This is a genomic window from Phocaeicola sp. RTP21359st1_B8_RTP21360_211022, assembly GCF_040911965.1.
GTDB classification, from domain to species: Bacteria; Bacteroidota; Bacteroidia; order Bacteroidales; family Bacteroidaceae; genus Phocaeicola; species Phocaeicola vulgatus.
Genome location: NZ_JBDFXP010000009.1, coordinates 103509 through 127152 on the forward strand (window position 1 = coordinate 103509; position 23644 = coordinate 127152).

General features: G+C 50.5%; 18 protein-coding genes and 2 pseudogenes. 11 read left to right on the forward strand and 9 right to left on the reverse strand.

The genetic code is table 11. The features are described from left to right. Positions 1–21 precede the first annotated feature (21 nt). The 8 genes from AB5062_RS06890 (at position 22) to AB5062_RS06925 (ending at position 7648) form a co-directional block, all read left to right on the forward strand. Entirely contained in the window at positions 22–654 is a 633-nt protein-coding gene (locus AB5062_RS06890; RefSeq protein WP_044301994.1) for a DUF4903 family protein, read from the forward strand. Positions 655–743: 89 nt separating this feature from the next. After that, positions 744–3101, forward strand: coding sequence for a TonB-dependent receptor (locus AB5062_RS06895; protein ID WP_008655042.1), 2358 nt, complete (start codon positions 744–746; stop codon positions 3099–3101). A gap of 14 nt (positions 3102–3115) precedes the next feature. After that, a complete protein-coding gene (locus AB5062_RS06900; protein ID WP_008655044.1) occupies positions 3116–3829 on the forward strand; it encodes an HmuY family protein in 714 nt (237 codons plus the stop codon). Between the two features lie 8 nt (positions 3830–3837). Then, positions 3838–4092, forward strand: coding sequence for a hypothetical protein (locus AB5062_RS06905; protein WP_225719307.1), 255 nt, complete (start codon positions 3838–3840; stop codon positions 4090–4092). After that, complete coding sequence (locus tag AB5062_RS06910) at positions 4079–5008, forward strand: hypothetical protein (protein WP_007569373.1); 930 nt, start codon at positions 4079–4081, stop codon at positions 5006–5008. The genes AB5062_RS06905 and AB5062_RS06910 overlap by 14 nt, the downstream gene beginning before the upstream one ends. A 12-nt stretch (positions 5009–5020) precedes the next feature. Continuing rightward, complete coding sequence (locus tag AB5062_RS06915; protein WP_007569372.1) at positions 5021–5914, forward strand: hypothetical protein; 894 nt, start codon at positions 5021–5023, stop codon at positions 5912–5914. Between the two features lie 10 nt (positions 5915–5924). After that, a complete protein-coding gene (locus tag AB5062_RS06920; protein WP_007569370.1) occupies positions 5925–7403 on the forward strand; it encodes a PepSY domain-containing protein in 1479 nt (492 codons plus the stop codon). Between the two features lie 62 nt (positions 7404–7465). After that, positions 7466–7648, forward strand: a complete 183-nt coding sequence (locus AB5062_RS06925) for a hypothetical protein (RefSeq protein ID WP_054349832.1) — start codon at positions 7466–7468, stop codon at positions 7646–7648. 41 nt (positions 7649–7689) lie between these two features. On the opposite strand, the gene AB5062_RS06930 is transcribed toward AB5062_RS06925, so the two are convergent. From AB5062_RS06930 to AB5062_RS06965, 8 genes and pseudogenes are all read right to left on the reverse strand, one after another. After that, positions 7690–7974: a hypothetical protein gene (locus tag AB5062_RS06930; RefSeq protein ID WP_164932424.1), complete on the reverse strand. Its 285-nt coding sequence runs from the start codon at positions 7972–7974 to the stop codon at positions 7690–7692. Between the two features lie 163 nt (positions 7975–8137). Further along, positions 8138–8584: an N-acetyltransferase gene (locus AB5062_RS06935; protein WP_007569366.1), complete on the reverse strand. Its 447-nt coding sequence runs from the start codon at positions 8582–8584 to the stop codon at positions 8138–8140. Positions 8585–8715: 131 nt separating this feature from the next. Further along, positions 8716–9547: pseudogene (locus AB5062_RS06940) on the reverse strand (phosphoribosyltransferase family protein). A gap of 165 nt (positions 9548–9712) precedes the next feature. After that, the gene (locus tag AB5062_RS06945) at positions 9713–10024 is read right to left on the reverse strand and encodes a helix-turn-helix domain-containing protein (protein WP_007569362.1); all 312 of its coding nucleotides are present in this window, start codon (positions 10022–10024) and stop codon (positions 9713–9715) included. Positions 10025–10080: 56 nt separating this feature from the next. Then, complete coding sequence (locus AB5062_RS06950; protein WP_007569361.1) at positions 10081–11436, reverse strand: efflux transporter outer membrane subunit; 1356 nt, start codon at positions 11434–11436, stop codon at positions 10081–10083. Next, the gene (locus tag AB5062_RS06955; protein ID WP_007569360.1) at positions 11437–14550 is read right to left on the reverse strand and encodes an efflux RND transporter permease subunit; all 3114 of its coding nucleotides are present in this window, start codon (positions 14548–14550) and stop codon (positions 11437–11439) included. It abuts the gene before it with no gap. Continuing rightward, positions 14547–15671 (reverse strand): efflux RND transporter periplasmic adaptor subunit, encoded by a 1125-nt coding sequence (locus AB5062_RS06960; RefSeq protein ID WP_007569358.1) that lies wholly within the window; start codon positions 15669–15671, stop codon positions 14547–14549. The genes AB5062_RS06955 and AB5062_RS06960 overlap by 4 nt, the downstream gene beginning before the upstream one ends. Continuing rightward, positions 15668–16207 carry a GNAT family N-acetyltransferase gene (locus tag AB5062_RS06965; RefSeq protein WP_171059046.1) on the reverse strand — a complete coding sequence of 180 codons (540 nt, stop codon included), beginning with the start codon at positions 16205–16207 and terminating at the stop codon, positions 15668–15670. Before AB5062_RS06965 ends, AB5062_RS06960 begins: the two co-directional genes overlap by 4 nt. Positions 16208–16595: 388 nt before the next feature. On the opposite strand from AB5062_RS06965, the gene AB5062_RS06970 reads away from it, so the two are divergent. After that, positions 16596–17669 (forward strand): sensor histidine kinase, encoded by a 1074-nt coding sequence (locus AB5062_RS06970; protein ID WP_101543009.1) that lies wholly within the window; start codon positions 16596–16598, stop codon positions 17667–17669. Then, a complete protein-coding gene (locus tag AB5062_RS06975) occupies positions 17666–18421 on the forward strand; it encodes a LytTR family DNA-binding domain-containing protein (RefSeq protein ID WP_007569354.1) in 756 nt (251 codons plus the stop codon). Before AB5062_RS06970 ends, AB5062_RS06975 begins: the two co-directional genes overlap by 4 nt. A 66-nt stretch (positions 18422–18487) precedes the next feature. On the opposite strand, the pseudogene AB5062_RS06980 reads toward AB5062_RS06975, so the two are convergent. Then, a pseudogene (locus AB5062_RS06980) lies at positions 18488–19126 on the reverse strand (DUF1016 N-terminal domain-containing protein); the annotation flags it as partial. Positions 19127–19562: 436 nt separating this feature from the next. Here AB5062_RS06980 and AB5062_RS06985 point away from each other — a divergent pair. Next, a complete protein-coding gene (locus AB5062_RS06985) occupies positions 19563–23591 on the forward strand; it encodes an N-6 DNA methylase (RefSeq protein WP_118364386.1) in 4029 nt (1342 codons plus the stop codon). The last annotated feature ends 53 nt before the right edge of the window (positions 23592–23644 follow it).

The following is a 23644-nucleotide window of genomic DNA, read 5'->3' on the forward strand; positions in this document are numbered from 1 at the left end:
CAAGTAAATTATATAAGCAAAATGAAAAAGTTATACTTTTTATTCAGCCTTCTTATGGCAACAGTAATCGGATTAAGTTCGTGTGAAAGTGACGATTCACTTACCAATGAGCCACCTGCACAGGAATATATTGATAAGGCGAAGGAAATCCTTGTAGGAGACCTCGTGCTCTCAACCCGTGCTACAATGAGCGGTGTGGACAAGACGCTGTTGGAAAGCGGTTGCCCCACCAAATTCAACTTTTCTTGGCGGGAAGACGGCACGATGGTGCTCGACCTGAGCGACTTCACCGTGGGCGCCATGCCCTTCGCCATCACCTTCCGCTGTGCAACGAAGTTTATGCAACTCAACAGTTGGGAAAAGGATGAATACCCCGGCAGCGGTTGGGTGAAGTTCGTGGGAACGGACGGAAATGTCACCACGAGCGGCGATGACGCTGCGGACAACCAGGAAGGGAGCGGCGCCCGTGTAGATGGTTTCCTGAACGTGGACACCAAGCAAGTGGAGTTCATCGTGGACTACAACATGATGAACGTGCGCACCGAAACCTTCCTGCAAGAAATCGACAAGAGCCGTATCGACCGCTTTGAAGAAGAATTTGCCCAGTACGAAAAAGACTTGGAAGAAGCCAAGAAAGAACAGGGCAAGGCTTGACCTTTCGATTGCAGGAAAGAAGGAAAGACCGTAAGACACACGGCTTTCCCTCTTTTTTGTGTAGAATAACATGTTTTGATGATAGACAGATGAAAAGAATAACAGCCATCTTATTTTGTGTCTTACTGGCATGTATGAATGCCCAGGCACAACGTAAAGTAAAGCTCAAAGTTCTGGAGAAAGGGACGGAACAGCCGGTCATCGCGGCCACTGTGGTCTATGCCGATAACGAAGCGTTGCAAAACCTGCAGGGGAGCGTCACGAATGTGGACGGGCTGGCGGAACTGAAAATCCCCTCCAAGAAAACGTATTATTACAAAATATCCTATGTCGGTTTTGTTCCGGCAACAGGAAAGATAGAAGCGACCGAAACCGAGAAGACCGTCTATCTGGAAGAGGATCATTTGGGACTGAACGAGGTAGTCGTCACCGGTTCGCGTACAGCGCGACCCATCAAGATGTCGCCCGTTACGACGCAAGTCTTGGGCGGCAAGCAGTTGGTCGAAGCCGGATACAGCAACCTGCAACAGGCATTGCAGCAGGAAACTCCCGGTCTGAATATCCAGAAGGTGGGCTTCGGAAACGAAATCTCCATGCAGGGGCTCGACGCCCGCCACGTGCTGTTCCTGATGGACGGCGAGCGCATGACGGGCGACATGGCCGGGAATCTCGACTACGAGCGTTTCAACCTGCACGCCATCGACCGTATCGAGATTGTAAAAGGAGCCAGCAGTACGCTGTACGGCTCGCGTGCCGCCGGTGCGGTAATCAACCTTATCACGAAGAAAACGACCAAACCGCTTTCCATCGACGCAGGTGTGCGCTACGGACAGATGAACGAGCGCAATTACAAGAATCCGCAACCGAAGGATTTTTTGTATATGTTCGAGAAGAATGCCGACCGCCCCAACCTGCAAGGCTGGGTATCTGCCGGATTCAAGGCGGGGAAAGTAACCTCGCAGACCGACGCATGGTACAGTTCCTCGGATGCGTTCTACATGTATCAGGCGGAGAATGACAAGAAGGTCTACACGCAGGAGGCCAATCCCTTCCTTCCGCACGACATCACCGTGGTCAACTCGTCCTCACGTCCGCCGATGGGCATCGAGGGCAAGGAGCATATCACGGTTTCCCAAAAACTGTATTACGACCCGACCGATGACCTCTCGGTCTTGGTTTACGGGAGCACCTTCTTCATGAACACGTATGACCTGATACAGGACATGACTTTCAGCCAGGCGCGTGACTGGACGGCGGGAGCCAAGCTGACCTACCACGTGAAGGACTGGTTCAGCGTTACGGGTAGCCTTCATGCCGACTTTTACGACCGCTTCAAGCGGCACGAGCGCATCGACACGCGCAACAAGGACTACGAGAGTAGCATCTGGCAGCCGCGCCTGACCATCACGAGCAACTACTTCGACGGGCACAGCCTGATCTTCGGTGTGGAACATACGTCGGACGAACTGACCTCCGACCGTTTCTCCGGCAATGCCAACCACGATCTGAAAACCCGCGCCTTGAAAGAAACGGAGTATTTCTTGCAGGACGAGTGGACCATCAACCCCAAGTGGATGGTATCTGCCGGACTGCGTACCAACTTCTCGAAGGCGTTCGGTTTCATGGGGATGCCCAAGATTGCCGCCAAGTATTCGCCCAACGAACGGTGGAGCATCCGCGCCAACTATTCGATGGGATACCGTTCTCCGAGTATCAAGGAACTCTTCTTCAACTGGGACCATTTGGGCATGTTCATGATCCGCGGAAACGAGAACATGCAACCGGAAAAGAACAATTATTTCTCGCTGGGAGCCGAGTACAGCAACGACCGCCTGTTCCTGTCCGGTACGGCCTACGGCAACTATTTCCGTGATAAAATCGAGGGCGTATGGCGCATCTACGACATGCAGTACAACTTCGAGTACACCAATTTGAGCAAGCAACGCCTTCTGGGGCTGGAAGCCTTGCTGCGCTGGCACGTGCTGGACTGCCTGACGCTGAACGGGACGTACAGCTTCGTGAACGTGAGCAAGAACGAGGGCATACAGGTGAACACCACCTCTCCCCATGCCGCCACGGCCAGTCTGGACTACAAGTTCACGAAGAAGAACTACCGGTTGAACGCCGTGTTCAGCGCCTCGTACATGGGACGCAAGAAGTTCGACGTGCAGGACCGCGTGTTCGTGGAAGAGGACAACAAGAGCTATGACGCCTACTTCCGTTGCGACCTGCCGCAATACGTGCTGTGCAACCTGTCGGTGTCGCAGACCTTCTACAATAAGGTAAAACTGACGCTCGGTGTGGACAACATCTTCAACTACGTGCCGAAAACCCTCGGTTCGGGCATCACGATGTTCAACGTGCCCGCCACGCCGGGAACACGCGGATGGGTGCAGTTGGAATTTATGCTGGACGATGTGATTAACTCTTTAAGGAAAAAGAAATGATTAAATATACGACAATGAAACGTATGGGATTATTCAAAACGGTAAGCCTCCTGCTGGGCTGTCTCACGATGTTCTCCTGCGTGGACTATGACGACATACAGCCCTTTACGGGCAAGACGCTGCCCCGCAAGTCGGGCTATTCCACAGGGGTGACGAACGACTGGATATACTTCAACCTCCGCACGGGAGAGTCATTCAACACTTACACCGTGAACAAGGACATCAAGGAAGGCGAACAAATCAACCGCACGGACTGGGATCTGGCTTTCTGCGGCTATACCATGCGTACCAATTCGGGTACGAGCGGCATCGGTCAGGGCGGTGCCGCCGACTTGGGCTATGGCGGTTACGATGACTGGACGAGCGTTTCACAACTGCCTTCCGACTTGGAATGGGTCGTTGACACGGACGACGTGCGCGTCACCATGTCGCAGAACGACTGGAACCATTACCTTGTGGAAAACAATCTGGACTTCGATGCCAACCCGTGGTTCGACCCCAACAACGGTCCTGCCACGACCGAGACCAATGCCAACCCGCTGCTGTCGCAGGCCATGAGCTTCTCCGGGCCTCCCCCCACATACACCCCTTCGTTCCACACGTATGTGGTGCGTACCGCCGACGGAGAGAGGTACTTCAAGATACAGATTATCAGTTGGTACGATGCCAACGTGGAAATCGGTGATGAAGGCGGGAGAATCAGTTACTATTGCGACGAATTGAAATGACGGAAAGTATGATGGGACAATTCGTGCGCTTTATGCGCTTCTGCAACCGGCGGTGGGTGAAATGGCCGACAGTTATCGTCTTCCTGACGGCGATAACGGTCGCCCACTTCGTCATGGCAGACAAGTACGGGGACAGCCCCAATGCTCCCACTTGGGAGTTTACAATTACGCTGCACGCCGCCATGCTGGTTGCTGCGGCAATTATTATAGTATTCTACAAGAAACGTATCAAACGTAAATTAATGGAATATGGAAAAGACTAACGTAACGACCACTGAAACAACAAATGTAACACCTCCTGCCGCCAAACGGCGCTATTGGTGGAAAGCCATCGCTTCTTTCCTCATGGTATTGTTTACCATGCCTTTGGGGCACGGGCTGATGATTATCATGGAGCATCTGATGAGCGAGACCGTTCTGCACTATTCGGCCTTTGTCATGGGCGCGGTAGGTATGGCGATGGTGATTGTCGGCGTATTCGCCAAAGGAGATACGCGCCAAACACTCTGGGGATTCTTCGGCGGTCTGCTCTTCTGGACAGGCTGGGTGGAATTTCTCTTCATGTATTTTGCCAACCGTTTCGGCACGCAGCCGGAACTCGACCCTGTGACGGGTGAAATCGTAACCCGTCCCGAATATCTCATACTGCCCGCCTCGTTCGGTTTTTGGATGATGATTATGGTAATGTACCTGTTCAGTACAAAGAACGGATGCAACTTCATCAACTGGTGGCAACGGTTGCTCTTCCGTGGTAAGAAGAACGACATCGCCGCCCGCCCCATGACGCGCCACACGAGTATCGTCACATTCATGGAACTGATGATGTTGCTGTGGACTTCCTACCTGTTGCTGATGTTCTGCTACGATGATGTATTCCTGGGCGAGAATCATCCGGTGACACTGTTGGTGGGGGTCGGATGCTTTATCGGCTCGTTCTTTATCTTCGCCAAACAGTTGCGCCTTTCTGCGTGGGGGGCCAACATCCGTATGGCAATCGCTACCGTTATCGTGTTCTGGACACCGATTGAGATCCTTGGCCGTATGGATTTGTTGAGCGAGATATGGGTAGACCCTATGGGGCATAAGACGGAAATGATTATCATACTGGCAGCGTTCCTTGTACTGGCTGTTTACCTGTGGTATATGGGTGCGAAGAAAAAGAATGCCGTTTCCCAATAAAGAAAACCGGATATGGCAGCAACAAAAGAGAGAAAAAGGCACTGGCTTAAAGCGTTTGTCTCCATCGCTGTGACATTGGTTGCCATGCCGCTGACACACATCCTGGCACGTGCGCTGAAAGACGGTACGGCGGGGGTGGAACAGTTCTATGCCGGTATGGGAATGGGGCTGTTCGGTTTGCTGATGGTCATTATCGGTGTATTCATAAAAGGCGACGTCAAACAAACGCTGTTGGGTTTGTTCGGCGGTATGTTTTACTGGATGGGCGCCATCGACTTCCTGTTTATGTACTATGCCAACCGTTTCGGCACGCAGGCGCAGCTCGACCCGGTAACGGGCGAGATTGTCAGCCGGCCGGAATACCTGATACTTCCGTCCACATTCGGGTTCTGGGCCATGACGATGATGCTGTACCTGTTCTGCACTGCCAACGGCTGCAATTTCCTGAACTGGTGGCAGCGCTTGTTCTTCGGCAAGCACAAGAAGGAAATCGCCGCACGCCCCATGACACGCCATACCAGCATTGTCGCTTTTATGGAAGTCATTACCATGCTGTGGACGTGCTACTTGGTGCTGATGTTCTGCTACGATGAGCGTTTTTTTGGTGACCATCATCCGGTGACATTGCTTGTCGGGATGCTGGGCTTCATCGGTTCGCTGTTCATGTTCGCCAAGCTGTTGCGTTATGCTTCGTGGGGCATGAGCCTGCGTTTCGGTTTCGCCACCGTAATTATCTTCTGGATCGCGGTAGAGGTCTTCGACCGGATTCACCTGCTGAACGGGCTATGGGCAAATCCACAAGGACATGTGCAGGAAATCGCGTTGATTCTGGTTTCGTTTGCAGTAACCGGGCTTTATCTCGCTTGTGACAGACGAAAGAAAACTGCGGATGTAAAACGACAATAAAAGATAAATCATGAAACGGATAACTTGGAGGAAACATCATAAATGGTTCGGGTTGCTGTTCTGCTTCTTCATGCTCATGTTCTGTTGGAGCGGTATTGTGCTGAATCATCGTGAAGCGGTGGCCGACATCAACGTCAGCCGGAAGTGGCTGCCTGCGGGTTATCGTTTCGAAGCATGGAACGGCGGGCTGCTGAGGGGAACGCTGCGCTATACGGACAAGGATTCCGTGGCTCATATACTGGCCTATGGTGCAGCCGGGGTATGGCGCACGGACACTGCCGCCTCGGCTTTTGCGGACTTCAACGAAGGACTTTCCCAAGGGGCGGACTACCGTAGCATGAAAGGCATAGTGCAAACACCCGACGGTACGCTGTATGCCGCCGGCCAGTTCGGCCTGTACCGCCACGACGGAACGGCTTGGATAGAAATCCCCCTGCCTTTGGACGAGGGAGAACGTCTTTCGGACATCACCGTCCGGGGCGACACGCTGGTAGTTGCCGGACGTTCGTACCTCTATCTCTCCACGTCTTCTCACGCCGGATTTCGGAAAATACAGGTGAAAGTTCCCGACGGTTACGAGCCGAAGGTGACGCTTTTCCGCACGGTGTGGATGTTGCATAGCGGGGAGTTGTTCGGCACGGCAGGCAAGCTGGTTGTGGATGCGGTGGCTGTTGTGCTGGTTCTCCTGTGCCTCACGGGGCTTGCCTACTGGCTGCTGCCCAAGGACATGCGCCGCCGCCACCGCCACGGGCGGCACACGGAAGGCGAAGCCCGATGGACACGCCTCTCCCTGCTGTGGCACGACAAGCTGGGACGCACCACTATCATACTGACCCTCTTGGTGGCCGTTACGGGCTGGTGTCTCCGTCCACCCGTCATGATACCGTTGGCTCTGACTAAGACACCCGCTCTGCCCGGCACTTCCTTAGACAGCCCTAATCCTTGGCACGACAAGCTGCGCATGGTGCGCTATGACGATATGTGCGGTGACTGGCTGCTCTCCACTTCCGAAGGTTTTTATTCGCTGGCTTCACCGGATGCCGTTCCCGTGAAGGTGGAGGAAGCTCCCCCGGTCAGTGTCATGGGGCTGAATGTCTGGCAAAAGGATAAGCAGGGGAACTGGCTGGCCGGTTCGTTCAGCGGCCTGTTCGTTTGGGACAGACAGCAGGGCTGGGTAACGGACTACTTCACGGGAGAAGAAGCCGAAGATACAGCCGGTCCTCCTTTCGGCAAGTTTGCCGTTTCGGGTTACAGTGCGGATTTCAAGGGAAAGGAATGCGTGGTGGAATATTACGAGGGAACGGATGCACTTGTCCAGCCCGGCGAACTCTCCACACAACCCATGTCGCTTTGGAACTTCGCTTTGGAAGTACACAGCGGACGGGTGTTCATAGGCAGCGTGGCTACTTACGTGTTTGTCTTCCTCGTGGGAGGAGGATGCGTATGGTGTCTGTGGACAGGATATAGGGTGAGAAAAGGAAACAAGTAATAAAACTTGTTTTTAAGAAAGTCTCTTGGAGATTGAGCACACCCGATTCTACACAAAATGCGATGGCATACGGCAGAACGCCCTGTTTATTTTCATGCAGGACCGGAGAGATAAAACGGCATTTGAAAGAAACGGATTGCCAGTTGAAAATTTGGGAGGCTTTGTTCAAGATTCCATTGGTTGGAATGACCGCATACGGAGACATCGCCTCTTTGCGCATAAAAAGTGAGGTTGTGCCGGTTTGAAGTGAACAACCTCACTTTTTATAATTTGGGGCAGCGATTGTTTAACATCCTCCGCAACATCCGCCTCTTCTGTGTTTCTTGTGATGACGATGATAATCGCAGCAACGACCTTCATGATCACAATCTACGCAACTTCTGCATTCTTCATTCTTGCGACAACCTCTGCATTCCGAGCAGTCCGTATCGCATTTACACTTGCGGCAGGTACAGTCCTCGCAACAACATTCTATTTTCACTGTTTCCTTTTCTTTTTTGTCCTTTTGTGCAAACAGGGTCACACAGCAGGCTGAAAAAACGAGGACACAAGTCAATACGATTTTCTTCATAAATTATAATGTTTTAATGTAATGACTAAAAATACTTGTCCCTATTATTCTTGGTTTTTCGGGAAAATTAAAATTACGTTTCCAAAAATAGAGATATAATTCAATAATCACAAATCACTTATAATAAATGATGTGAAAAATGAGATTCCATTCAAAATATGAATTAAGAGAAATCTTTCCGCAAGTACACCATGTCGGTAAGCAGCTTTCCATCCTCATAAATCGGATGATCGTAATTATCCGTGAAGAAATTTTTCAGTCGGTGTGAGATACGAAAGCCGCAATGTTCGTAGAAAGAGAGTGTAGATGGCGTATCTCCCGTACCGACAAGCATGACGGAACATCTGCCCTGATAGTATCCAAAGAGATAATCAACCAGCCGTTTTCCGTATCCTTTGCGTTGGGAGGAGGGACAAACGGCTATGTTTTTTATTTCGTAAATACCCTCTCCTTCACACGTCACTACAGAGATAGCCTTCAGACCGTCATCATAGAGGGCAAACATCTCACCTCGTTCCAGATATTTGTCTATCATGCTTTCTTGTTCATCTGCCAACAACAGCAAATCCAAGAATTGTTTCTTGTTAGAAGTAATAAGTTTTATTTCCATGTCATATATTCTTTTTCCAATGTTCCAAAACCGTTTCCAAGTGTTCAAGTCCCCTTTCTACCACCCCTTGATAAAAAGGATAAGGCTTTTTCCCGATGATGTTCAAACGAATTTCAACAATAGTCATTCTTTCATTTCGTCAGTTCCTTGATTTTGTTCACGATGCAGCCACCCCACACGTGCGCCTTTATCAGAAGCAGAGGCGGCCGGGTAACGGTTTTTCCATAGAAGATGGCCGCCACCACCTTGCCGCCGCACCTTTCTATCTCCTCCTTGTAGTCGGCCATACTCTGTCCGCTTGTCAGCACGTCGTCCACGATGATAATCTGTTTCCCTTCGATATTCCCCGTGATACGGTAGTTCCTTTCGAGGATACGGTTTTCGCCGCCTTTCGCCTCGTGCAAGCTGTCGCGTGACTCGAACACATCGACATCATATAAGCCCGAACTTAGGTCCGGCCGGTGGGTTGTGATGTACCAGTCGAGCCGTTTGAATCGCCGGGCATACTTGAACTCGTCGCTGCACGGCATAAACAGGATGTGGTAAGGGGCATCGGCCAAATTCAAGACGGACATGCACGCCTTAAAAAACTCGATACCGTGATTTTCGCCCTCTTTGAACTGGTAGAGGGAACAGCAGAACGCCCGCTGTTCATCGTCGATCAGGTCGGCGTACCGTGAAGGATAGTAATACCCATAGAAAGCGACTTTTATTCCGTGCGATTTGAACGGCTTGAGCGGCTGATGGTCCTCGAAAAAGTCCGAACGGGCGAAACAGAACATGAGGCAGGCTTCCCGATGGCCCGCCAGTACCGCCAGACGGCAATAACGGTCGCGCTCTTTGGCGGTAGCGGCGTGCTGCTGCGAACGCAGCAGCTGCAGTCTTCCGTCGCCAGAAACCGGCAAGATACGACAGCAGGACTGCAAGGCCGCACAAAACCATGAACCAGAGCTTTGCTTCCATATTCATTGGGATAAGGTTATTCCGACATACCTGTACAACCGGCAGTTTTCTCTGCCACGGGAGCTTTGCACCTGCCGTTCACCTGTTTCAATGTCTTCTCGAAATATCTTGTTTTCATGTATTTATGCAATTTATTACTGTGTAATATATAAGCAAAGGAATGAATTACATTTTGTCTGCTGACATTCCTAATATTTTTTCCATATTGGGACGAAAGAAATTGCCCCACTCTTCCAGTTTCTCAATGATAGGCAAAAGGGTTTCACCTATCGGAGTAATCGAGTATTCGGAATGTGGGGGAAGTTCCGCAAATATTTTCTTCTCTATGATTCCATACATTTCCAATTTCTTTAATTGCTGATTTATAACACGAGCATTGGCTTCAGGAAACAATTTGTGTAATTTGCTCGGACATTTAGCCCCATCGCTTAGCTCAAAAATGATACAACTTTTCCATGTCCCACTAATAACTTCCATTGCAATTCTGATTCCGTAATCAATGTCAAAAGGTATTTTCGATACCCGATTCTAATTTATATTCCACCTCCCAGTGCATGATAAAGTTTGATAATACTCTGTATGCGGTCAAAGCTGGTTTGCAACCGGTTTGTCTCTGCTTCAAGGAGTGACTGTTGGGTAGTTAATATTTCCAGATAGGTGGTACCGGAATGGCGCATCAACAGTTCCGTCTTTCGCACAGCTTCACGCAAGGTTTCAACCTGATGGGTGTTTATTTCAAATTGCGATTTTGCCGTCTGCCATGCGGTTAAGGCATCATTCACCTCTTTCCCCGCGTTCAGTAATGACTGTTGGTATAACAATCTGGCTTCTTCCTGACGGGTTTGAGCAATTTTCAAATTAGCGATATTTGTTCCACGGTTGAATAACGGCTGTGTCAGCGAAGCGATTGCATTGAACAGCCACTGTCCGGGATTGGTGATTACCCCGCCTCCATTGTTGGTCCAGCCCAATGTACCCGAAAGAGTGATATTGGGGTAGAAGGCCGAGCGGGCTACATTGGTGGCGTAGAACGCTTGAGCCAGTTCCATTTCAGCCCGACGAACATCAGGACGATTGGATAATAACAGCAAAGGAACTCCGACAGAGATTGTATCGGGGAAAGACGCTTCTGCCAAATCGCTCCGCTCAATCGAGTGCGACGGCATGGCAAGTATCGCCGACAAGGCGTTTTCTGTCTCAGAGATACTTTTGCATATAGCCAGTTGCGATGATTCCAGCTGCATCACGTTTGCCCTTGCCTGCAACACACCGGCATCATTCGCCTTGCCCACCTTTTTCAACGCTTCAAGTGTGCGCACGGTAGCCTGCCAGTTTTCCAAAGTCCGATGATTTATCACCTTTTGCGCATCAAGCAGGGCGAGGGTATAGTAACTGTCCGCTATCGTAGCGACAAGCTGTGTCTGTACGGCCTGCCGGTAGTCACGACTTCCTTGCAATGCGGCAACCGCACCACGCTTTGCTGCCGTAAGTTTGCCGAATAATTCAAGCTCCCAACTTGCGGACGCTCCCACATTGTACGCCTTTGCCGTAGCTCCGTCATATTTGTTTCCGCTGCCTTCCGCACTGATTCCCAATGAAGGGAGGTACGACAGTCTGGCTGTCATCAGGGCGGCTTCTGCCGCTTCCACTCGCAGGCGTGCCACATTGAGGTCGGTATTCTGCCGGAGTCCTGTCTCAATCAAAAACTGAAGTTTACGGTCGGTAAACATCTCCCGCCATGACATGGATGCAAGCGTTGTTGTATCAATGCCAGCCGGGATATTCCGGTACAGCTTCTCTGTCGGAATGTCAGCCCGATGATACCGGCTGTATGTGCCACAGCCGGTAAGCATCAAGGTTGATATGGTAAATAAGATGATCTTCTTCATTTAATTACGTTTAATCCGTTCTTGAATATATTGAAATGTGATGAACAGTGACGGTACGAGGAACAGCAGTGCCAGCGTACCTACTATCATACCTCCGATTACGCCCGTGGCGAGCGAGCGGCTGCCGTTGGCACCCACACCATGAGCCATCATCAGCGGAACGAGTCCGAACACCATAGACAATACGGTCATCAGGATGGGGCGCAGGCGAACCTTTGCCGCACTGTATGCCGCCTGCGCGAGGGTCATGCCTTCCGACCGCCGCTTGCCGGCATATTCGGTCAGCAGAATGGCTGTCTTGGCAAGCAGCCCGATAATCATAATCAGTCCGGTCTGCATGTAGATGTTGTTCTCCAGCCCGAACAGTCCCGCGAACAGGAAGCTGCCCATCAAACCGCAAGGCACGGACAGCAACACGGCAAACGGGATGAACACGCTTTCATAGAGGGCACACAGTATGAGGTATATCAAGACCATGCACAGCACGAATATCCACACGGCATTGTTCGTCGTATTGCTTTCTTCGCGCGACAACCCTCCCAACTCGTAGGTGTAACCTGACGGGAGAACGTGGTCGGCAGTTTCCCTTATGGCCTTCAATACCTGTCCCGAACTGTATCCTGTTGCCGGCGACCCGCTGATGGAAATGGCATTGAACATATTGAAGCGGGTCAGGTCCGACGGACCGTTGGTCTTGGTAAGACGGACAAAATGGCTCAACGGCGACATGGAGCCGTCGGAAGTACGGACATACATGCCGTCCAACGATTCGGTGTCCATGCGATATTCGGCAGGAGCCTGCATGGTGACATGGTACAGTTTTGAGAAGCGGTTGAAATTCGATACATATTCTCCCGAAAAATATCCCGAGAGTGTTGACAGGACATCGGAAGGAGACACACCGGACTGTTCGCATTTGGCAGCATCTATATCCACCCAGTATTGCGGATAATCAGCCGCGAACGATGAATAGACCTCACCGATCTCCGGTCTGCCCGACAACGCTTCCACAAACCGGTCGGTCACTTGGCTGAAGGCGGTTATGTCTCCGGCGTTTTTGTCCTGCAAGTACAGTTCAAAACCGTTGCCCATCCCATATCCGGCAATCATCGGGGGCGACATGGCGAATACGGTGGCATCGGGAATATCGGCGGTGGCGGCATAAATACGGCCTATTACATCGTTCACCGACTGCCCTTCCCCTTTGCGCTCGTCCCAATCCGTGAGAGTGAGAAAAGACATGGCCTGCGAAGGTCCCGAGCCACTGAAAGAAAAGCCTGCCACAGTACCGTTGTATTCAATCTCTGCGATACTGTCAAGACGGCTGTTTATACGTTTTAGGGTTTTGCCGGTCTGCGCCATGGATGTACCGGGTTTCGTGTTCATGCTGACCATGACCGTGCCTGTATCTTCTTCAGGAATAAGTCCGGTCTTGGTCGTATTGACAAAAAGCACCAACAGCCCGAACGATACCGCGATAGTGCCCCACAGCAGCCACCTGCGATGAATGACATATAGCACACCGCGCACATAACGACGGCTCAAACGGTCAAAAACCGCATTGAATGCCTTGCGGAAGCGTGCCGCGAAGTTGTTCTTCGTGTTCCCGTGCTCGTCAATGTAAGGCTTCAGCAGCAGGGCGCACAATGCCGGAGAAAGGGTGAAGGCATTGATGGCCGAAATGCCCACGGCAACCGCCATCGTGATACCGAACTGCGTATAGAACGCCCCTGAAGTACCGCCCATCATGCCCACAGGGAAGAACACCGCCATGAAAATAAGGGTGGAGGTCAGAATGGCCGACGACACGCCCTTCATGGCATCATCGGCGGCAAGCACCGGAGACTGATACCCCTCGTCGAACTTCGCCTGCACGGCTTCCACCACCACGATGGCATCGTCCACCACCGTGCCTATGGCAAGCACAAGGGCGAAAAGCGTAAGCAGGTTGATGGAAAAGCCTATCAGTGACATTACGGCAAACGTTCCGATGATGGACACGAAGATAGAAATCGTGGGAATCAGCGTGGACTTGATGTCCTGTAAGAACACATACACCACCACGATGACTAAAAGTATCGCCTCGATAAGCGTCCTGATGACAGAATGGATGGAGGCATTCAGGAACTTGTTGGTGTCGGTAAGCACCACAAACTCTGCCCCTTCGGGCAAATCGCGGCTGAGGTCATCGAGTACCTCGTGTATCTCATTGATGGTGCTTGATGCGTTCGAACCGGATTTCTGGTTTATCATCATCATGGCTGCCGGATGTCCGTTCACTTCGGATGAATAATTGTAATACTCATCGCCCAGCTCTATATCCGCGACCTCTTTCAATCGCAATACATCGCCGCCGGGCAGGGACTTGACCACCAGTTCGCCGAACTCTTCCGCAGTCGAGAGCCTGCCCCGGTATTTCATCGTGTACTCGTTTGCCCCGTCGGAGTTCTGTCCGAAAGAACCGGTGGCGGCCTCAATGTTCTGCCGTGCCAATACCGCCGAAATATCATCCGGGATAAGCCCGTACCCCGCCATCTTGTCCGGTTTGAGCCACAAACGCATACTGTAGTTCGAGCCGAACAGCTGTGCCTTTCCGACACCGCCTATACGTTTCACCCGTGGCTCGACATTGATTTTCATGTAATTGTTCAGGAAAGTCTGGTCGAAACGGTCGTCGGGTGAGTAAAGCGCGAAAGTCATCAGCTCGGCATTCTGCTGTTTCTCTGTCGTGACGCCGCTTTTGGTGGCTTCCGCCGGAAGCTGGCTTAACGCGCCATTCACACGGTTCTGCACGTTCACCGCCGCCATGTCCGCGTTGGCACCCTGCTTGAAATAGATGTTGATGGAAGCATCGCCCGTGTTGGATGCGGTAGAGGTCATGTAGATCATGTCCTCCACTCCGTTAATGGCTTCCTCAAGCGGGACGATTACCGCTTTCTGCACGGTTTCGGCATTCGCACCGGGATAGGTACAGAACACGTTGACAGTAGGCGGTGCAATGTCGGGATATTGCTCCACCGGGAGCACTTTGATGGCGATGAGTCCCATCAAGACAATCACCACGGAAATAACGCCCGAGAATACCGGGCGGTCTATGAAAAATCGTAGATTCATGGGGTTACGTTTTTAGGTGTAACAATCATTCCTTCCTTTACAAGTCCTACCCCTTCGGTGATGATGGTGTCGCCCACGGACACACCTTGCTTCACCACGAAGTGGTTACCATCGTTCAGACGGTCCACGGTCAGGTAGGCTGCTTCGGCCTTTCCGTTTCTGAGGCGGTAGGCGATAATCTTGTCCTGCAATTCCACGGTGGCGGTCTTGGGCAGCAGGATGGCATCCGCATCCACTCCTTGCAGGACGATATTGCCGATGGTGCCGCTCAGCAGCTCACGGTCGGGGTTGGGGAAGCGGGCTTTGATTTGCACCGCCCCGGTGGTGGCATTGACCACGCCACTGACAGTCTCTATGCGTCCCTTCCGTCCGTAGAACGTGCCGTCATTCAGTTGCAGGCCGACTTCCGGCATTTGGGAAATCATCTTGTCTATGGAACCGTATTGTGTCCTGAACTGACGCAGCTTGTTTTCGGAGACGGAGAAATAGGCGTACATTTCCGCATTGTCGGAAACTACCGTGAAGGGCTGCGTCATGCCGGGACTGACAAGTGCGCCGATGCGGAAAGGAAGCGTGCCTACCACTCCGTTGCTGGGACTTTTTATCTCGGTATAGGAGAGATTGTTGCGGGCATCCGTTTCCTGAGCCTTTGCCTGTTCGAGTTCGGCAAGTGCTACCGCCAGCCCGTTGCGGGCAAGAGAGAGTTCGTAATCGGATATGACTTTCTCATCAAACAAGGCTTGCTTGCCTTGCAGCTCGATCCGTGCCGTTTCCACTTTTGCCTGTGCTGCGCTGACGTTTGCCTGTGCGGTGCGCAAGGCTGCCTGATAGGGCACTTGGTCGATGACGGCAAGCACTTGTCCCGTCTTAACCTGCTCCCCTTCTTTCACACACAGGCGGGTGATACGGCCCGACACTTGGGGTACTATGTCCACATCCTGCCGCCCACGGATGGAGGCGGAATAACTTTCTTGAAATTCAACTGCCCGGGAAGAAACCACCATGACGGGCAATGTCTGTCTCATTTCCTGTTCCCTCTGTTCTTGTTTGCAGGCTGTCAATAATGCAGCCAGCAGGCTTGTTACCGTGATGCCGGCTATCCATGTTCTTCTATTCATCATCTGTTCTTATTGTTTTTCCATTCCTTATTCAATACCGCATAAATGCAGGTGTCCTCATACCGTGGTGTTCCATCGGGATGGCACACAAACGATATGAATTCCTTCATGCATCCTTCATATCTCATTCCGAGACGTTCGCACAATCTTTTCGACCGCAGGTTGTCATCCTCCACAAAGCCGTAGATGCGACGTGCGCCTGCTTCACGGAAAAGGTAATCCAGAAATTCCGTTGCCGCTTCATGCGCCAATCCCTTGCCCTCGAAGCGTTGGTTGAAATGCCAGCCCACGTTGAATGTGTCGGCTTCTTCACGCAATGCAAAAACATCACCGATTATGAAATCGTCTTCCTTCAGGCACACGGCATAGCGCAGCAACTCCTTTGGAGTATTGGATATATAAGCCAGTGCAGACTCTTCAGAGCACAAGCGTTCGCTCACGAAGCAGTTGACACGCGGATGGGAGAGGTATTCCAGCAAACCAACGGCATCCTTCTCCTGAAAATCTCTGATGATAAGGTGTTCTGTTTCAATAATCATAAGTCGCCAATTTTGGCTGCAAAGATATTCCATACCCAATTTGCCGACAACCGGCATGCAGTCGAAACGGAAAAAAACATTTATAAAACAGCTAAAATGGCTTCTGAAATGTCATTGTAAATGCTCTTTTCAAAGATGCACATCTTTGGGCAGTTAAGCCATGCTTCTTGATGCGTCACCTTCCTACAGATTACCAAAATCATACCCTGTTTTGGCAATCTACGTTCATTATGCAAGCATCGAATACAGTATAAATGATAGAACCATCTGTCTCGACACTCCTTTTATCTGTTTCAACTGCTGTTTTGTCTGTTTCATCCGGTTTCGACCTATCAAATGAAAAAGCAAAGTCGTACCTTTGCAACATGAAGTAACTTTGCAACCAAATATGATCAAAGAAAATGTAAAAATAATGAACTGGCGGAACGGCTTCCTGCTATCGCTCGTTTCCTATATCCTCTACCTTATTATATGGTTAATTCTTGATGACGAAACCGCCAACCAATTACCGGGAATGGCGACAGTCGATTATGTCGTCGATTTTTTGTTGTGTATGCTCTTTACCTACATATCCTTGGGGTTCTCTTACCTTGTTTTTAAGATTTTGCCGTTCAGAACATCTTATGTGTGGGTGATTGTCTATGCTTCCTGTCTTTTGACGCTGAATAACCTCGTTGCGTTCGGCATGACATCTCTGTTCAATCTTTTGTGGGATGAAACCGGCAACGGGCTTCTTGACGAACTGATCAACATGAAGGGGGCTTACACTTTTGCCATGATAGCCACTTTCATATCAAGCGTTTATGCCAACACATTCTTCCTCCAGTCATACATCAGGGCGCGCGATGAGAAGCAGGCTCTTGAAATGGCACTGATGAAGGAGAAGGAGATTGCCTTACAGTCGCAACTCAACTCGCTGAAGCTGCAAATTAATCCGCACTTCATGTTCAACAACTTCAACAACCTGCTGGAATTGATAGAGGAAGATACCAAACTTGCCGGCAAGTTCCTGAGTAACCTGTCGAAAGTGTACCGGTACATCATCACCAATCTGGACCGGAATCTGATTCCCGTCAGAGATGAGATAAAGTTCCTTGAATCATACTTGTATCTGATGCAGGTGCGCCACGTCGGAGGGGTCGTCACGAACATCAGCCTCGAACTGAAAGAATGCAAAGGATACCTTCCCCCGGCCGTGTTGCAACTTCTTGTGGAGAATGCAATAAAGCATAACGGTTTTTCGATGGAAAATCCGTTGTTTATTGACATCACGTTGTCTGACGACTATATCACAGTGCGCAACCTTAAATCTTCCTTGCTCTCAAAAATGGAATCGACCGGCTTGGGTCATAAAAACATAATAGAGCGTTATTCGTTGCTCTGCGATAAAAAAGTCAAGATAGAAAATGCCGAGAACTTCTATTCGGTGAGTTTGCCCATCATAAAAAAACAGTCCCTATGAAGATACTGATTCTTGAAGACGAACAGCGCAATGCCATGCGTCTCATTAGATTGCTGAACGACATTGATACGACGTTTATAATTGAAGGACCACTTACAAATATCAAAGAGGCGGTCGATTTTTTCCAATCAGGCAAAACAACAGACCTCATCCTTGCGGATATCCGCCTTACTGACGGCCTGAGTTTTGAAGCGCTTAAATATGCTCCGGCAACCGTTCCAATCATATTCACCACCGCATACGATGAATATGCGGTACAGGCTTTCAAGTTCAATAGCTTTGACTATCTTCTGAAGCCTTTGGATGCCGATGAACTTGAAGCTGCCATAGATAAAGCTACCAAAGCTGGCAAGAATTATGCTGACGAAAATCTCCGGCAGCTTTTCGATTCGTTGCAGAAGAACCAGTTCCGCTATCGGGAACGTTTCCTGTTGCCCTATCGTGACGGGTATAAGACCGTACGTGTTTCGGACATCAACCATATCGAAACCGAAAACAAGACGGTATACCTTCGTCTTAATAATGGAACTTCAGAAGTTGTCAATATGTCAATGGACGAACTCGAACAGCAACTCAATCCTGATTGCTTCTTCCGTGCCAACCGCCAATACATAATTAACATAGAATACGTATTGTTTCTTTCTAATTATTTCGGAGGGAAACTTATTGTCCGCTTAAAAGGGTATCCGAACACAAAAATAACCGTTAGTAAAGAGAAGGCTCAACGGCTAAAAGAGTGGATTGACAAATAGTCTCTGCCATGCTATGATAACATTTCTGTACTCACTTTCAGTTAGAAAAAACTGAATATCTCGCTACTCCATGAGGAACGCGCGGATATTCTTTATAATCGCTTGTTCCAGTTCGTATTCGGAATGTTCTTTCGAAAGGCCCACAAGGTCGAATGTATATTCGTCTTTCAGGGCAAGTATGGCCTGGTTCTTTATCTTCTCCGGCAAGGTCATGTCGAAGTTGCTCTGACCGAGCAGATAATTTTCGTAGGTCTTTGCTTCTATCTTGTTGATAAGTACATCTTTCGTCCAGCCGTATTTCTTGGTTGACAAGATGTAGAATTGCCGTTGTTGCATCTCTTTGCACTTGGTCAGAATGACGATGTGCTTCGACCAGCTAATTTCTCCAACTAACGGTTGGAGAATTTCATTCGACCGGTATTCGGTATAAAAACGGGCCATGTCCCACATGTTGGAAACACCGAATCCCTTTATACCCAGAAACTCCTTTTGTATGTACCGCGAAAGGTTCTCCATGACGGATTTTCCCCAGCCCAAGGCCGCTTGTTGTTCGGTAATCCGCCTGCCGATTTCCCAATACAGGGCGATCATCTCTTTGTTTACGGCCTTCAATGCCTCGTATTGGGGCGACCGGATGCGGGAGGTTATCTCGTTTCTGAAATCGAGATATTCGGGAGATAAGATGGGAGTATTCTTTTCAGTCATAGGTTATTCATTATAATCGGTTACAGGGGTAAGTTTTTCTTTTGATTATGCACAGGATTCCCTTGTCTTATCCCATCTTCTCCGGATTTCCGGTCTGTCGGCAGCATTCCCCGTTGTACGACGCTTTCTCCCTTTTCTATACCCGTTCCGTCCTTTCTCCCTTGTACGCATTTTCCTCCCTCTTTTAGCTGTCGGTTTCCGTGCCCAGCCTTGCAGCGACCTGCGGGGTATTATTTTTCCGCGAAGGTAACGGGCCGTTCCAATCTTGCCAATGCCGGCTGCGCCGCGAGTGAGGCGCAAAAATCTTCCTCTCCGTTGTCGAGCGTATTTTTTCGCTTCAGCCTTGTCCGATTGTCCCTGCCACCTTCAAGAGGCAGAAAAATAATCCCGGAGGCCGCAAACAGGCCGAATAAAGGGAAACAAACAAGGTTAAATTATGAGTTACAGCAAATTAAAATCACTGGTGGCAAACGTGGAAGCCATTGCAACGGCAATGAAAGTCCGTATCGACGACCGACAAGCCACTGACGAAGAGAAAGAGGTATTATCCCGATATTCCGGTTTCGGGGGGATTAAAGATGTATTGAATATAGGAACGGAGCATACCGTCAGCGATGATGTGGCCGAGCCTATCCGCAAGCTGCAGGACTTGATAGGCGCATATCCCTATTATGACGACGCCATGCGGCAAGCCGTCATCAACAGTATAAAATCCTCCGTCCTGACTGCTTTTTACACACCGAAATTCCTCGTGGACGCAGTAACCCGGCAGATACACGCTACATTCAAGGATAACTGCCTGCAAATGAGTACCTTTCTTGAACCCAGTGCGGGAATTGGCGGCTTTCTGCCCGTCTCCATGCCCGGCACTCGCAGCTACGCTTTTGAAAAAGATTGTCTTACGGGGCTTATCCTGTCGCTTCTGTATGACGAGGCGACCACGGTAACGGCAGGCTTCGAGACGATAGCCGACCAGCATCTGGAGCATGAGAGCTTCGATGTTATCGCCTCGAATATCCCGTTCGGCAATTTCCGGGTGTTCGATGCGGAAATGTGGAAGAAAGGCGGCATGTACGAACAGTCAGCCAAGACCATACACAACTACTTTTTTGTCAAGGCAATGGAACTGTTGAACGAGGGCGGACTGCTGGCGTTCGTTGCGCCGAGAGGAATTGCCGACACGCCGGGCAACAAGTTCGTGCGCGAGTACCTCGTCAATCATGCCGACCTCATAACGGCCTTACGGCTACCCGATACCCTTTTCATGCAGACGAGCGGCATAGAGGTAGGGAGCGACCTTTTGATATTCCAAAAGCACAGCCGCAAGGCGACGCTCTCGTTACGGGAGAAGATGTTTTTGCAGGTCTCCAAGGAAAAGGTCGACACGGCAGGAACGATGACCGACTATGCGAACAAAATCTTTACCCTCCCCAAGACCGCCCTTGCCACGGACAGTCGCATTGCGCTGAACCAGTTCGGTAAGTACGTCCGCAAATACCAGTGGTTAGGCGATGGAAACGCCATGTCCCAATACCTTTCCGCACTGCTCAAATACGATTTCGACCGCTATTTTCGCAAGGCTCTTTTTGCCAATCACGGCCAGGACAACACCCCCGTGCAGATGTCTCTTTTCGGCGAGCCGCAGACGGTCAAAGGCATACGTGCCTACACGGAGGACATGGAAACATGGATGAAGAACGGCGCAATGGTCGTTTTCGAGGGGCAGGTAGGTACGCTTCGGTTTCGTAAGTCGAGCCGTTACACGGAGACAGCCGTTGATTTCGTACCCGTGGACGAGGGCAAGGTAAATACGGACAGGGCCGCCGACTATTTCCCCATACGCAAGGTGTATTTCGAGCTGTCCGGCAGGGAACGGGAAGAACAAAAGGAGTGCTCGGAACTGCGTAAACAACTCAACACCCTATACGACGCTTTTATTGCCAAATGGGGATTTTTCCACGACAACGACAACAAGGAGTTTATCTTGCTCGACAGCCTCGGTACGGAGGTGTTCACGATAGAAATGCAGGTCGGCAGGGACATCTTCAAAGCCGACGTTATGCGTGAACCTGTAGCTTTCAAGAAGATAGACACCGCCGTAACGCTGTCCCCCGTGGAAGCCTTGGCAAGCAGCCTGAACTTTTACGGCAAGGTCGATATGGGCTACATGGCACAAGCCACGAACAAGGAGGAAGAAGAAATCATCGAAGCCCTGCAAGGGGAAATTTTCTACAATCCGGCCAATGGGGAATGGGAGCACAAAGGAAAGTTCCTCTCCGGAAACATCATCGCCAAGCAGGAAGAGACGCTTTCCTTTCTCCCGAATCTCGCAGGCAAGGAGAAAGAATGGGCCGAAGCGTCCGCAAAGGCACTGGAGAACACCATACCCGAACCGATACCCTATGAAGAACTCGACATCAACATGGGCGAGCGGTGGATAGATACGAAGCTGTACGCCGATTTCGCCTCCGACCTATTCGGAGTGGGTGCGGACGTGATGTATTTCGACGTGAACGATACCTACTTGATTCGGCTGCAGGGATATTCGCCCGTGGCATACAATACCTATTCCGTGCGCAATTACAACGGCGAGGACTTGTTTGTACACGCCCTGCACGATACCGTACCTGAGATAACGAAAGAGGAATACCGGAACGGCAGCAAAATACGTGTGCCGGACGAGGAAGCCATGCAGGAGGCCGCCGCCAAGATACAGGAAATTAGAGACCGTTTCAACCGGTGGCTTGACGATGAGCCTTTGGAAGTCCGGGACGAACTGGTAAGGACATACAACGAGCGCTTCAATTGTTACGTGCGTCCGCACTACGACGGCTCGGCGCAGACGTTCCCCGGCCTCTCTTTCGAGCTGTTCCCGTACAAAGAACTTTATCCCTCACAGAAAGACGCTATCTGGATGATTAAGCAGAACGGCGGCGGTATCTGCTGGCACGAGGTCGGCACGGGCAAGACGATGATTATGTGCGTGGCCGCATACGAAATGAAACGTCTCGGACTGGTGCAGAAACCCCTCATTATCGGGCTGAAAGCCAATGTACACGAGATTGCCGATACATTCCGAAAGGCATACCCCACGGCCAAGGTGCTCTATCCGGGCAAGGAAGATTTCACCCCCGCCAACCGCAAGGAAGTGTTTTCAAAAATCAAGAACAACAACTGGGATTGCATTATCCTGACACACGACCAGTTTAGCAAGATTCCGCAATCCGAAGAAACCATGTACGACATATTCTCGGAAGAACTGGCCGATGTGGAGCGCAGCCTCGAAGTGCTGGAGCAATCCACTATGCGTTACCGGAGCGGCAGGATGCAGAAAGGACTGGAAACCCGGAAACAGAACCTTGAAGCCAAGCTCGCCGAACTGCAGATGAAGATAGACCTCCGGAAAGACGATACCATCGATTTCCGTTCGATGGGCATAGACCACATTTTTGTAGACGAATGCCACTGCTATAAAAATTTGATGTTCCAGACACGCCACACGAGAGTAGCGGGCATCGGCAATGCGCAAGGCTCGCAAAGGGCGATGAACCTTTTGTTTGCCATTCGGGACATTCAACGCCGCACGGGAAAGGACTTGGGGGCTACGTTCCTGTCGGGTACGGTGGTCGTCAATGCGCTGACCGAACTGTACGTGATGTTCAAATATCTGCGTCCAAGGGAACTCAAACGGCAACAAGTAAGCTGTTTCGACGCTTGGGCGGCTATCTTCACGAAAAAGGCCGCCGACTACGAGCTGAACGTAACGGGTACGATAAAGCGCAAAGAGCGTTTCCGCACTTACATCAAAGTGCCGGAACTGGCGATGTTCCTGCGGGAGATTACCGACTATCGTACAGCCGATATGATAAACCTCGATGTGCCGGACAAAAACGTGCGTTTCCTTTCCCATGCACCCACTATCCAACAGGAGGAAATGATCGGGCGGCTCGTCGCCTTTGCGCACAGCGGACAATGGGAAGATTTGGGGTTGGATATTCCGCAGCCGGACAATCTCGACAAGGCAAAAATGCTTGTTGCTACCAACGTGGCCCGTAAGATGTCTCTTGATATGCGTCTGTTGGGCGATAAGTTTACTGATGACCCGAACAACAAGGCTTCGATTTGCGCAAGAACTATTTATGATTATTATGTAAGTTCAAATGCCAATCGTGGTACACAGTTCGTCTTCAGCGACCTTGCCACTTACAAGCCGAACGAGTGGAACATCTATAGCGACATCAAGGACAAGCTGGTGGCAATGGGGATTCCTGCCGATGAAATCCAGTTTATCCAGTACGCCAAGACCGAACGGGCGAGAAAGAAACTTTTTGCGGACATGAACAGTGGCAGGGTACGGGTGTTGTTCGGCTCTACCTCGATGTTGGGAACGGGAGTAAACGCCCAAGAAAGGGCCGTTGCGGTGCATCATCTGGAGATACCTTGGGTGCGACATGAAGTCGCATAGATAATTGTTGGAATGATACTTACGGGTATCAGCTTTAACCCGCTGTTCCGTCA